The organism is Humidesulfovibrio mexicanus (genome assembly GCF_900188225.1).
Lineage (GTDB): Bacteria > Desulfobacterota > Desulfovibrionia > Desulfovibrionales > Desulfovibrionaceae > Humidesulfovibrio > Humidesulfovibrio mexicanus.
In genome coordinates this window covers 1-12,360 of sequence record NZ_FZOC01000006.1, presented here as the reverse complement: position 1 = coordinate 12,360, position 12,360 = coordinate 1, and the positions used below count along the sequence as shown (strand labels likewise).

General features: G+C 67.7%; 8 protein-coding genes. 4 read left to right on the top strand and 4 right to left on the bottom strand.

Going from position 1 to position 12,360, the window contains the following annotated elements; translation table 11 throughout:
• The first annotated feature begins 136 nt into the window (after positions 1-136).
• Positions 137-721 carry a YajG family lipoprotein gene (locus CHB73_RS12335; protein ID WP_089274906.1) on the top strand — a complete coding sequence of 195 codons (585 nt, stop codon included), beginning with the start codon at positions 137-139 and terminating at the stop codon, positions 719-721.
• Between the two features lie 15 nt (positions 722-736).
• A complete protein-coding gene (locus CHB73_RS17250) occupies positions 737-4,279 on the top strand; it encodes an EAL domain-containing protein (RefSeq protein ID WP_089274905.1) in 3,543 nt (1,180 codons plus the stop codon).
• Between the two features lie 171 nt (positions 4,280-4,450).
• Here CHB73_RS17250 and CHB73_RS12325 read toward each other — a convergent pair whose 3' ends face one another.
• Positions 4,451-6,172, bottom strand: coding sequence for a lytic transglycosylase domain-containing protein (locus CHB73_RS12325; protein ID WP_179217032.1), 1,722 nt, complete (start codon positions 6,170-6,172; stop codon positions 4,451-4,453).
• Positions 6,173-6,364: 192 nt separating this feature from the next.
• Here CHB73_RS12325 and rlmB point away from each other — a divergent pair, with 192 nt between their 5' ends.
• Positions 6,365-7,570, top strand: a complete 1,206-nt coding sequence (rlmB, locus tag CHB73_RS12320; protein WP_089274903.1) for a 23S rRNA (guanosine(2251)-2'-O)-methyltransferase RlmB — start codon at positions 6,365-6,367, stop codon at positions 7,568-7,570.
• Positions 7,571-7,804: 234 nt separating this feature from the next.
• Here the strand turns inward: rlmB and CHB73_RS12315 are convergent, their stop codons facing one another.
• Positions 7,805-9,316: a DUF389 domain-containing protein gene (locus tag CHB73_RS12315; protein WP_089274902.1), complete on the bottom strand. Its 1,512-nt coding sequence runs from the start codon at positions 9,314-9,316 to the stop codon at positions 7,805-7,807.
• Between the two features lie 144 nt (positions 9,317-9,460).
• Here CHB73_RS12315 and ispG point away from each other — a divergent pair, with 144 nt between their 5' ends.
• The gene (gene ispG / locus CHB73_RS12310) at positions 9,461-10,537 is read left to right on the top strand and encodes a flavodoxin-dependent (E)-4-hydroxy-3-methylbut-2-enyl-diphosphate synthase (protein WP_089274901.1); all 1,077 of its coding nucleotides are present in this window, start codon (positions 9,461-9,463) and stop codon (positions 10,535-10,537) included.
• Between the two features lie 362 nt (positions 10,538-10,899).
• On the opposite strand, the gene CHB73_RS12305 is transcribed toward ispG, so the two are convergent.
• Together CHB73_RS12305 and CHB73_RS12300 are read right to left on the bottom strand one after the other, a co-directional pair.
• Entirely contained in the window at positions 10,900-11,319 is a 420-nt protein-coding gene (locus CHB73_RS12305) for a hypothetical protein (RefSeq protein WP_179217030.1), read from the bottom strand.
• A 424-nt stretch (positions 11,320-11,743) separates the two neighbouring features.
• Positions 11,744-12,349: an RHS repeat-associated core domain-containing protein gene (locus CHB73_RS12300; RefSeq protein WP_089275070.1), complete on the bottom strand. Its 606-nt coding sequence runs from the start codon at positions 12,347-12,349 to the stop codon at positions 11,744-11,746.
• Positions 12,350-12,360 lie beyond the last annotated feature (11 nt).

The window sequence follows — 12,360 nt, the reverse complement described above, 5'->3', positions numbered from 1 at the left end:
TGCGCGTTCAGGTCCAGAACCGCGTGGTCGGCGGGGTCGCGTTCGGCTTGCTTGCGCGGCGCAGTGTTTTGGCCTATCGTCCGCCAGTTCCGGGGCGATGCGCCCCGCAAGCCGCAGATTCGGGAGGGATTTTCGCATGAAGTTCATGCACCGCATTCGCAAGACCATTCTTTTCGCCAGCATCATGGCCGCGTTGACCCTGCTGTGCGCCTGCGCCGCAAACACCGTCGTGCCGCTGCGCTACCAGCCCTCCACGCCTCAGGGAACCGCCTCCTGCTCCGCGCCCATTACCCTGTCGCCGTTCGTGGACAAGCGCGCCGACACCATCACCATCGGTTCGCTGGGCGAGGGCAAGCGGTTTTATCCGGAAAACGACGTGTCCGAATGGGTGAGCTGGGCCATGTTCGAGGAGCTCAAGGCCCGTGGCTGCGACGTGAAGTACCGGGAAAAGACCGATACGGCGCCCGTGAAGGGCTATGTGGTGTCCGGCTCCTTCGACACCGTCAACGTGGAGACCGGCACGGCGCTGATGGCCAAGGCCCGCCTGCGCCTGCGCGTGAAGGTGGAGAAGGACGGGGTTTTCATCGTCGAGCAGATCTACACCGGGGAGCGCGAGAACCTCGGCCTGACCTATGTGGACGCCGCGCAGAAGGTGCTTTCGTCCACGTTGCAATACCTGCTGCAGGACGCCGCCACGGATGTGGTGAAGGCGACAAAGTAAGAGCCAGTGCCGGAAATGGGCGCACTCCCCCTGTTGCGTCCGGAAGGGGCCGCGGAAGGCGGGGCGTTTTCGTCCCGCCGTCTGGCGGCCCTTTTGCTTGCGCTGATCCTGCTCTGGGCCGCGCCTCCCGTCCAGGCGCGGGACAACGCCGTCTTGGTCGTTGCCTGCCCGGAGGACGCAGCCCCCTATTCCTATCGCGATGCCGATGGCCGGGCCGCGGGACTGTTGCCGGATTTCTGGCGGCTGTTCGCGGAGCGCGGGGGGCTGGACGTGGAGTTCCGGCTCGCGCCCGCCTCGGAGGCCTTGGCTTTGGTGGAGCAGGGCCAGGCGGACATCCATGCCGGGCTGTCGCTCGACGGGCCGCTGTATCCGCCAGCGCAAGGCGCCGCGGCACCGGAAGAGCCTGGCGCGTCCGACGTTTCCGGGTTGGAGGAACGCTTTGCCTGGACCAGGCCGCTCATGGACCTGGGCCTGGGCCTCTTCGCCCTGGAGGAGACTGCCGCCACTCTGGCGGAGGCCGGGAACAGCCGCCTGGAGCTCTCCGGGCTTGAGGTGGGCGTGGTGCGCGGCGATGCGGTTTCCGGCTATCTCGCCACCGCCTTTCCCGGCCTCCGGCGGCGCGAGCATCCGGACCTGCCCACCCTTGCGGCCGCGCTGGCCTTGGGGCAGGTGCGGCTGGCCGCGGCTCCGGTCATGGCCTTCCGGCGCAGGCTGGAATCTTTGGGCAAGCCGGAGCGCTTCGCCCTGGTGCGGCGCTTTCCCGGCGCGGCCCTGCGCGCGGCCCTGCGCAAGGATGACCAGCGTCTGTTGGCGCGCGTCAATGCCGGGCTGGCGGCCCTGCCCGCAGAGGACATCCTGCTGCTGGAGACGAAGAACGCGCGCGGCCCCTGGCGGCTGCCTCCCTGGGGAATTCCGGCCGCCTTGTGCGTCCTGGCCTTGGGCGGCAGCCTGCTTGTGCTGGCGCGGGCGCGGCGCATCCGCCGCCAGGCCGAGGCCCGCAGCCGCGAAACCGACCTGCTGCGCGACAGCCTGCTGGCGGAAATGGCCCGCCACCGCAAAACACAGGATCTGCTCGCCTCGGCCATCGACCAGTCGCCCTCCGGGATCGCCATCGTCTACGCCGACCCGGCCACGCCGTCCGTGGTCAACGGCCAGGCCTTGGGCATCCTGAAACTGGACGCGGTTCCCCCGCACGGTAGCATACGGAGCAATCCCCCCTGGCGCGCGTACACGCCCATGGGGCGGCATGTGCCCGGAAGCGAGCTGCCCCTGTTCCTGGCCCTGGACAAAGGCGAGGTGACGCAGGGGGCGGAATACCGTTTCGTGTTCCCGGACGGGGAGGAACGCTGGGTGCTGGCCAACGCCGCTCCCGTGCGCGACGCCCAGGGCCGGGTGCTGGCCGGGGTCTGCGTGTTCCAGGACGTGACCGCCACGCGCCAGGCCGAACGCGACCTGGCCCGGTTCAAATTTTTCCTCGACGCGGGCGTTGAGGAGGTCTACCTCATGCGCCCCGGCGGAACCCTGGCCTATGTCAACGAGGCTGTGGCCCGCAGCCTGGGCTATGCGCGCCAGGAGCTGCTGGACATGCCCTTCGGCGACATCGATCCCGGCTACGGCCCGGAGGGCGTGTACCGCCTGCTGCACCAGGTGCGCCAGGGGCCGCACAGTTTTGAGACCGAGCAGATGGCCCGGGACCGCAGACGCGTGCTGAAGGAGATCAAGGCCTTTTACATGCGCTTCGGCGAGGACGAGTACATCTGCGCCTTCGGCCGCGACATCACCGAGAAGCGCCGCCTGGAGCGTGATTTGGAGAGCACCAGCGCCCTGTTCGCCGCATCGCTGGAGCAGGCGCCCTGGGGCATCATCATCGGCGACGCCGCCACCGGCTGCGTGAGCATCGCCAACGACGCCGCAGGGAGGATGCTCGGCGTGCAGGCCGAGACGCTTGTGGGCATGGCCGTGGACGGGCATCTGCCTTGCTGGCTCTTCCTGGACGAGAACGACAACACGGTCATGCCGGGACAGACGCCGCTCTCGCGGGCCTTGGCCTGCGGCGAAAGTACCCGCGATCTGGAAGTGCGATTCTTGTTGAATGGAGGCCCTGAGCGCGCGCTTTTGGTCAACGCCAGCCCCGTGCGCAACGCTGAGGGGCGCGTCATCGCCGCCATCCTGGTCATGGCCGACATCACCGCGCGCAAGCGCATGGAGCGCCAGCTGTCGTTCAAAGCCTTGCACGACCCGCTTACCGGGCTGCCCAACCGCGCCCGTTGCCTGGAGCTGGTGCGGGAGGCGGTGCGCCGGTCCCAGGGGCAGCGGCGGCCGCCGGCCGTGGCCTTTGTGGACCTGGACCGCTTCAAGATGGTCAACGACAGCCTGGGACATTCCGTTGGCGACCTTGTGCTGGTGGAGGCCGCCCGCAGGCTGGCTGCGGCCTTGGAGGGGCAGGGCCGCGTGTGCCGTTTCGGCGGGGACGAATTTGTGCTGCTTGTGGAAGGGGCGCACAGCCGCGACGAGGCCGAGGAACTGCTGCGCCTGGCCGTCGAGGAACTCTGCCTGCCCATGCGGGTGGGCGGGCGCGAGCTGCGCCTTACCGCCAGCGCGGGCATAGTGCTGGAGCCGGAGGAGGACGACGAGGAGGCGGAGAGCGTGCTGCAGAAGGCCGACCTCGCCATGCACCGCGCCAAGGAGTCCGGCCGCGACAGGATGCGGCTGTTCCATCCGGGGATGCTGCTGCGCGCGCAGGAGCTCATGGCCCTGGACGCCGACATGCGCCGGGGGCTTGAGCAGGGGGAATTCGTGGCCTGCTACCAGCCCATCGTCTCCGTGTCCGACGGGAGCATTCTGGGCGTGGAGGCCCTGGCGCGCTGGCGCAGCCCCACGCGGGGGCTGGTGGGGCCGAAGCATTTCATCCCCCATGCGGAGGAGTCCGGGCTCATCGTGTCGCTGGGGGGGCAGGTGCTGCGCCTGGCCTGCCGGGAAATGGCCGCCCTGCGCCGCAGAAGCCCGGCGGCACGCCGCATGTTCCTGTCCGTGAACCTCTCCGCGCGGCAGTTCGCCCAGCCGGACCTTGTGGGGACCGTGAGCCAGGTGCTGCGGGAGTCCGGCCTGCCCTCGTCCCTGCTCAAGCTGGAGCTTACGGAATCGGCCCTCATGGGCGACCCGGAGGCCGCCCTGGCCGCCATGCGCAGGCTCAAGGCCCTTGGGGTGTCCCTGGCCATTGACGACTTCGGCACGGGCTACAGCTCGCTTTCCTACCTGCAGCGCTTCCCGGTGGACGTGCTCAAGATCGACCGCGCCTTTGTGCGCGACCTGCCCTGCGCCGACGCGGACGGCCGCGCCCTGGTGGGCGCCATTTCCGCCCTGGCGGAGAGTCTGCGCCTGACCCTTGTGGCCGAGGGCGTGGAGACCGGCGAGCAGTTGGAGATCCTGGCCGCCATCGGCTGCGAGGCCGTGCAGGGCTATCTGTTCCATCCGCCCTTGAGCGGCCCGGAGCTGGAAGCCCTGCTTTCGCTTCAGGACGACGCGCGCCAGCCGCTGTCCGCCGCCGCCAGGCCCTGATCCCTCCGGAAGCGTGCCTTCGTCCTTTGCGGGCATGGGCGGCGCGCGCACGGCTTGCCTTCGGCTGCGGCGGCAAGCGCGCCCGCGCGGTTTTCCGCTTCCGTGGGCGAACGCGAAAAAAAAGCCCCCCGGAGACGCTCCAGGGGGCTTTTCGAGGCGGATGGGGCGCGGCTACTGGGCGTAGACCTTGAGGCTTTCGCCAGCGCGCAGGTCGGTGCCCTTGATCTTGTTCCAGGCCTTGAGGGCGTCGGCGGTGACGCCGAAGCGCCGGGACAGGCTGTAGATGGTGTCGCCCTGGCGCACGGTGTAGCGGGTGACCTGCTCCCTGGCCTTGGCGGCCTGCACGCGGGTCTTTTGGGCGGACTGCTCCGAGGCGTCGGGGATGCTCAGGCGCATTCCGGGTTTGATGGCCTTGCTGCTGGATAGTCCGTTGGCGGCCACCAGGGTCTTGACGCTGATCTTGAAGCGCTTGCTGATGGTCCAGGCAGTGTCCGCCTTGCGCACCACGTAGTTGGCGCGGTCCGAGGCGATTTTTCTCGTTTTGCTGGCCAAGGCCTTTTCCGGCACCTTCTCGCCTGTGCCGCTTTGGGGCAGCATGACGCACTCGCCCGCCTGCAGCGTGCCGGAATTCACGTCATTGATCTGGCGGATGACTTCCTGCGGGACGCCGTAGCGCTTGGAAAGCGAGCGCAGGGTGTCCCCCTTGCGCACGGTGTGGGCGATGAAGCCCGCGTGGGGCAGGACGTTGGGATTCTGCAGATAGGCCAGCATCGGCTGGGCTTTGGCTCTGGGTATGCTCACCGCGACCTTGCGGTCCGGGGGGCTTACCTGGCGGCGGAAGGCCGGGTTCAGCTGGTGGAACTCCTCCCAGTTCATGCCGCCGGACTTGGCCAGGGCCAGCAGGTCGGTGCCGCCGGGCACCAGCACGGTCTCCAGGCTGGGAGCCGCGTCCCAGCGCACGGGTTCGAAGCCGAGGGCCTCAAGGTTCTGGAAAATCTTGGTGATGGCGATGAACTTGGGCACGTAGTGCTGGGTCTCGGGCTTCAGGCGCATCTTGCGGTTCAGGCGGTCGTTCTGGCTCACCAGATCCAGGAAGTCCTCGGCGTTGGTCACCTCAAGGGCGCGGGAGATCTTGCCCTCGCCCGCGTTGTAGGCCGCCAGGGCAAGATGCCAGTCGCCGAACATGTCGTTCAGGAAGGCCAGGTAGCGCGCGGCGGCTTCGGTGGAAAGCCGGGGGTCGCGGCGCTCGTCGATCCACCAGTCCACGGTGAGGCCGAACTTGCGGCCGGTGGCGGGCATGAACTGCCACATGCCGCCCGCCCCGGCCCAGGAATAGGCGTTGCAGTTGTAGCCGGACTCGGCGAAGGGCAGCATGGCCAGATCCTGGGGCAGGCCGTGGTTGAGCAGGGTCTGGCGCACGTGGGGCAGGTGCGTTTCGGCGCGTTTGAGCCAGCGGGCGAAGGTTTCGCGGGCCGGACCGGTGAAGTAGGCGAAGTAGCGTTCGACCTCCTGGGAATCGAAGAGGTCCAGGTCGAACTCCAGCCCGGACTGCTGGGCCAGGATGCGGCGCTGCTCCTCGGTGAGCTGCGGGGCGGGGGGAACGGGCGCGGTGACTTCGGGTTCGAGCAGGGTTCCGGTCTGGCCGGGGGTCAGGGGGCCTTCGGAGAGATCGGGCTCCAGGTCCATGTCGTCGTCGAGCACCGGGGCGTGGGGACCGGCGATGCCCCGGGTCTGCGCCGCCAGGAGTCCGGCCGGAAGGCCGCGCGTTTCAGCCTGCGGTCCGGGCTGCTGGGCCTTGACAGGACCGGCGTTGTCGATATTCATGGCGGAGCACGACCACAGGGAGCCGAGCAGACAGAGTCCGGCCATGCTGGTCAGGGAGATTCGTTTCAATTTCTTCAACAAAATTCGTTCCTCCGGTCGGCGGCGCGGGTGGAGAAGAGACTCCTGGGACTGACGGACGCCCGTAATGCGGCCAAGCCCCGTGCGCCGATAGTTGGATACGTAAAAAGACACCGCACCCTACACCTGAACGTTTCCACTGGCAAGCCGTGTCGGCAGGCTTGCAGTTTCCGGGAGGAACCCATGGCAGATTCCAAGAAGTCCCCGCGTCCCAAGGGCTCGCGCACATCCGGCAACACGGGCGGTTCCGGCTGGTCCACCAGCCGTCCGGGCGGGAAAAATGGCGGCAAGCCCGCGGGCAAGGGCGGCCAGGAGCGCCGCTCCGGAGCGGGCAAAAGCGTCCGCAAGCCGGGAGGCTCGCCCCAGGGCGGTCACGCCCGGCGCGAGGACGATCCGCGCATTTCCGGCGGCTACGGCAAGCCCAGGGCCGAGCGCAAGGCCCCGTCCAAGGCCCCGCGCCCTGCCCCGGTCGACGATTTCGACTTCGATCTTGACGTGGATCTTTCTGGCGAGGCGCCAGCGGCCTTCCCCAGCCCGGCCAGGCCCGCCAAAAACGCCCGCGATGCGCGTCCGCCCCGGCGCGAGGGTCGCGCCCCCGCCGCGCAGGCCAAGGCCCCGGCGCGCCCGGCGGCCGAGTCTTCCGGGCCGGAGGCGCTGGAGGAGGGCAAGAGCGTCACCGCCGGGCGCAATCCCGTGCGCGAATTGCTGCTTTCCGCCCCGCGCCGTATCGACGCCGTGTACGTGCGCAAGGGCCTGCGCGAGGCCAGGGTGCAGGAAATCGTCGCCTTGGCCGACGAGAACCGCGTCAAGGTCCATTTCGTGGATGACGTGTTCCTGCGCCGCCTGCATTCCGGCACGCATCAGGGCGTGGTGGCCGTCACCGCCGCCGTGGAGTACGCCGACCTGGACGCGCTCATCGCCGCCGTGGCCGATGCGCCTCTGCCCGTGCTGCTGGCCTTGGACCAGGTGCAGGATCCCGGCAACATGGGGGCCATCGCCCGCACGGCCTGGGCCCTGGGCGCGGCCGGGCTCATCGTGCCGCGCCACGGCGGGGCCTATGTCGGCTCCGGGGCCATGCGCGCAAGCGCCGGCGCCCTGCACCATCTGCCCGTGGCCCGCGTCACCAACATGAGCCAGGCGCTGGACGCCTGCGCCGACGCTGGGCTGTCCATCCTCTGTGCGGATTCCGAAGGCGAGGACCTGTTCGCGGCCGAGATCCGGCTGCCCGCGGTGCTGGTCATGGGCGGGGAGGAAAAGGGCGTGCGGCACGGGGTGTCCGGGCATTGCCAGCAGCGCCTGTCCATTCCCTTCCGGCGGGAGTTCGATTCCCTGAACGTGGCCCAGGCCGCGGCCATCTGCCTGGCGCGGCTGGGGCAGGTCAAGGGCTAGCCGCGGCGTTGCAAGGCGCTGTCCACAACCAGTCCAATCCGGCTGGTGGGCGTTTGATTCCGTAACGCTGCGCGCATGCGCGAGTAAATGTAATTCTGGAGCCGGCGGGGCAACCCGCTGGCTCTTTTCTTTGGGCTGGCGCAGTTGGCGGCGCAGACCCGCTCCCGAAGCGCCGTCTGGACGAAGCGTTCGGCCGTGCCGCCGCGTGGAGCGTCGGACCGGGCGGGATGCTTCTCAGCCCCGCTTGGCCTTGCGCGGCGGAGGGGCGACGCCGATCTGCACCCGCACGGCCGGGGCCTTGGTGCGCGCCTGGAACCAGGCCTCCATGCGCTTGCGCTCGGCCGTGGAAGGCCTGCGTGTCATGGTGGCGCTCAAAAAGGCCGTGTCCGGTCCGGGGGGCTGCTCTGCTGCTGCGTTCTGTTCCTCTGGCGGGGCAGAGAGGACAGCCTCGCCAGGCGTGGCCGGTCGCTTCGTCTTCCCGTGCGCCGCCGTTGCAGCCGCCTCGCCGAGGGCGCCCACGGTCTCCGTCGTTGTTCCCGCGCCGATGACCACGTCCTTGATGCCCGGCCACTGTGCGGCAAGCTCGCTGGCCATGTCCTGCGCGTGGTCCAGCCACGGGGCGTCGCGCGCGGCGAGTTCGCCCTTGAGCCTGGTGATCGCGGCCTCGCGCTCGGCCAGGAGCTTGCGGGCCAAGAGTGTCGCCTTGTCTGCGTCATCCCCCTGGGAAGCCAGCACGTCCACGGGCTCGCGGGTCTGGAACACCCGCAGGGCGGCCCCGGCAAGCCCGGCCTCGCTCAGGCGCGCGCGCACGTCCTGCAGGGTGGTTTGCGCCACGGGTTCACCCACCAGGGTCACGGTGAGCTCGCGGGTCTTGGGCGAAACGCTGGTCTCCAGCAGATGCGTGCCGGGGAAGGCGAATTCGCGGGCGATGAAGGCCCGCGCTTTGGCGCTGAACAGCTCTTCGCCCACCATGCGCCAGGCCAGGTACACGCTGGGCAGCGCCGTGAGGAGCGCCACCGCCACCAGCAGCCGCCGCACGCGCGCCTGCACGGCCTTGTCCACATAGGTGTGCCGGGGCAGGTTCAGGGCGCGGGTCATGGCCGTGGTGGCCAGGGCGATGAACACGCTGTTGATGGCGAAGAGATAGAAGGCCCCGAAAAAGAAGGCCCAGTTGCCCTTGGCCAGGCCGAAGCCCGCCGTGCACAGGGGCGGCATGAGGGCGGTGGCGATGGCCACGCCGGGGATGACGTTGCTCTTTTCCTTGCGGGTGGAGCCGATGATGCCCGCCAGGCCGCCGAAAAGCGCGATCTGCACGTCCCAGATGCTGGGCGAGGTGCGGGCCAGAAGCTCGCTTTGCTCGCCGGTGAGGGGCGAGAGCGAGAAGTACAGGGCCGAGGTGGCCAGGCTGATGCCCGTTGCCACGCCAAGCCCCGCGAAGGAGCGCCGCACCAGCTCGAAGTCGTAGATGCCCACCCCGTAGCCGATGCCCATGATGGGCCCCATGAGCGGCGAGATGAGCATGGCCCCGATGATGACCGCCGTGGAATTGGTGTTCAGCCCTATGGACGCCACGAAGATGGCCAGCATGAGGATCCACGGCGTGGCCCCTTTGAGCTGCGCCCCGGCGCGCAGACCCTCGTCGATCTGCCGGTCGTCGGCCTTGTCCAGAAGCAGGCTGAAGCGCGCCAGAAGTCCCAGCCTGGAAAATGCGCTGCGGCCTCCCGCTGCGCCCGCGCCGTTGGCCATGACGTTCCTCCCCTGGGCCGAGTGCCCGCCTGGATTGCGACCCTGCCTACGTAAGCTGGCCCCAGGCCATGCGTCAAGCGGTGCGCGCCGCGTTTTGGGTCCATGCCCCTTGGCTGTGGCCGCGAAAAGGGGTACGACCGCCCCATGCTGAAACGCAAGAACACACGCGCGATCAAGGTGGGAACGGTGGGCGTGGGCGGGGACAACCCCGTGCGCGTGCAGAGCATGACCAATGTGGACACGCGCGACGTGGCCGCGGCCTCGGCCCAGGTGGCCGAACTGGCCCGCGCCGGGTGCGAGATCGTGCGCCTGGCCGTGCCCGACGAGCAGGCCGCCGCCTCCCTGGCCGCCATCCGCGAGGCGTCCCCGGTGCCGCTCATCGCGGATATCCACTTCGACCATCGCCTGGCCCTCATGGCTCTTGAGGCGGGCATCGACGGCCTGCGCATCAATCCTGGCAACATCGGCGGCGAGGCCAAGGTGGACACAGTGGTGCGCGCCGCGGCCGAGCGCGCCGCGCCCATCCGCATCGGCGTCAACAGCGGCTCCGTGGAAAAGGATCTGCTGGCGCGCTATGGCGGGCCAACGCCCCAGGCCATGGTGGAAAGCGCGTTGGGGCATGTGGGGATGCTGGAGCGCCGCGGCTTTTACGACATCAAGATCTCCCTCAAGTCCTCCAGCGTGCTGCACACCATCGAGGCCTACCGGCTGTTGTCCGACCGTGTGGACTACCCCCTGCACATCGGCGTCACCGAGGCGGGCACGCTGCTGCCCGGCGCGGTCAAGAGCGCCGTGGGCCTGGGCGTGTTGCTGTTCCAGGGCATCGGCGACACCTTGCGCGTGTCGCTTACCCACGACCCCGTGGCCGAGATCGGCGTGGCCTACGAGATTTTGCGCTCCCTGGGGCTGCGCCAGCGCGGGCCGGAGGTCATCAGCTGCCCCACCTGCGGCCGCACGGAGATAGGGCTTATCGCCCTTGCCGAAGAGGTGCAGAAGCGCCTGCGCGACGTGCCCGAGGTGTTCAAGGTGGCGGTGATGGGCTGCGTGGTGAACGGCCCCGGCGAGGCGCGCGAGGCCGACATCGGCATTGCGGGCGGGCGCGGGTCAGGCATCGTGTTTCGCAAGGGCGAGGTCGTGCGCAAGATTCGCGGCGAGGAGAACCTGCTGCCGGAGTTCATGAAGGAACTCGACCTGTTCCTGGCCGAGCTGCGCGCCCGCTGATCCCGGCGCGTTTTTCCTGCCCGGTATTCCTTGATGATCGACGCGGGTCGCCGTACCAGTCGTCCCTTCGGGGGTGGATGTCGCCGCCCTTTGCGCCCAGTGGGTCCGTCCGCAAGCGAAGAGCAGGGCGACCATCTGCGTGACGGTCGCCCTGCCGCTTTAGTTGTTATCGGCTTTGGATAGTGTGGAAGGCCTTCTCAAGTACCATGCAAGCAAGGGGATGGTGATGCCGACGGCAAGGAGCATGTATGCCGTCCACAAGGGTATTGGATAACCGCGCCAATGCGCCTTGCCTGCACCAATTTCAAATGCTCCAACAAAAATGATGGCTTGGCCCCAGTAAATCTCCCCCAACGTAACTCTCATTTTGTGCTCCACTCGTTGTATAACCAGCTTCCTAAGCCGCCCGCACCTCCTGCCTCTGTCATTGGCGGCGGCCCCGGATTAAAAGCGCCGGACAGGAAATCCAAAGTCTTCTCGACCTTCTCCGGATTTTTCGCCACTGTCGTAGCGACAATCGGAGCCGCCTCTATCCCTATTGCAGCGGCAATGGGCAGCGCGCCAGCACCGAGGGCAATGCCGGTGTATTCCAGCAAATCCTCATTCGTGGCGTACGCTTCCGCCGTCTTGCCCAGCGCCTTTCCCGCGCCCTTGGCTCCTTCGGACACGGCCTCGCCTATGCCGCCAGGGGCCTTGTCCCAGAGCTGGCCCAGGCCGGCCTCGATTGTTTCGATACTGTCCCACCACGACTCTTCCAGCCCCCACGCATCCACCCGGTTCACCGGGTCGTCGACGCAGTACCCGTACCAGTCCCTGTCGCCGCCCTTTGCGCCCAGCGGGTCCAGGGCTGTGAAGCATGAAAAGGCCCCGGCCTGACGCGAAGGCCGGGCCGGGGCTGGCGCGTATGCTACGGCGCGAAGCCGCCTATGGACCACGCGACAGAGGCGATGGCCAACGCGAGGACATTCGGGAAGGCTAAAGGAGCGGACAGCATGACCCACCAGGGTCGTATTGTTCCCCCTTTATGCAGCAAAAGTGCAGCGAGCACGCATACTGCCCAGGGAATCCTTGCCACAACAGCTCCTGTTGTTCCGGTCATGCCCAGGCCAAACACTTGGTAAGGCATATGCATTGGAATGAGAGCAGCCAAGAATGCTGAGCCAGCAAAAAGAAGACTCAGCCTGTTGCGAAGTCCATAGACGACATTTACTGTTTGAACCACCATATTGCTGCGTCCCGTATTGCTTCAGCCTGGTCTTCCTTACCTGGGGGCGGTTGCCGTTCCAACAGAGAGGAATTCTCGGGCAGCGTTTTAAGATCTCGTACGAGTTTAGCGTCGCATGTGCTTATGCACGAACCAGGATTCCCCTGGCTTGCGCAATCGGTGTAACAGAAGTCATGGAAGCGACATTTTTCGTCTGCGCTGTCCACGGATGCGAATGGCCCCGGCGTACCCCCGTGCTGTTCGGGATTCCATCCGCCTGTCCAATTCTTCCCGCAATAATTTCCGTACTTCGGACCATCAAGGGGCGTACGCCCTTCCCCTCCAAAATCGAAGGGAGACTCTTCCAGCCCCCATACATCCACCCGGTTCACAGGGTCGTCGACGCAGTACCCGTACCAGTCCCTGTCGCCGCCCTTTGCGCCCAGTGGGTCCAGGGCGGTGAAGCGGCCCGTGTCCGCGTCATAGTCCCGCCAGACAAAGCGCGTCAGGCCCGTATCCGCATCAAACAGCCCGCCCGCAAAGCCAAGAGGGAACCGCACAGGCCCCTGAAGCCCCCGAAGGGGGTTGCCGAAAGCATCGTACCGCATCGTCTGTACAA

Excerpts from the sequence above, each read along its gene's own strand:
- CHB73_RS12335 (WP_089274906.1), top strand. The coding sequence starts at position 137 with ATGAAGTTCATGCACCGCATTCGCAAGACCATTCTTTTCGCCAGCATC.
- CHB73_RS17250 (WP_089274905.1), top strand. The coding sequence starts at position 737 with ATGGGCGCACTCCCCCTGTTGCGTCCGGAAGGGGCCGCGGAAGGCGGG.
- rlmB (WP_089274903.1), top strand. The coding sequence starts at position 6,365 with ATGGCAGATTCCAAGAAGTCCCCGCGTCCCAAGGGCTCGCGCACATCC.
- CHB73_RS12315 (WP_089274902.1), bottom strand. The coding sequence starts at position 9,316 with ATGGCCAACGGCGCGGGCGCAGCGGGAGGCCGCAGCGCATTTTCCAGG.
- ispG (WP_089274901.1), top strand. The coding sequence starts at position 9,461 with ATGCTGAAACGCAAGAACACACGCGCGATCAAGGTGGGAACGGTGGGC.
- CHB73_RS12300 (WP_089275070.1), bottom strand. The coding sequence starts at position 12,349 with ATGCGGTACGATGCTTTCGGCAACCCCCTTCGGGGGCTTCAGGGGCCT.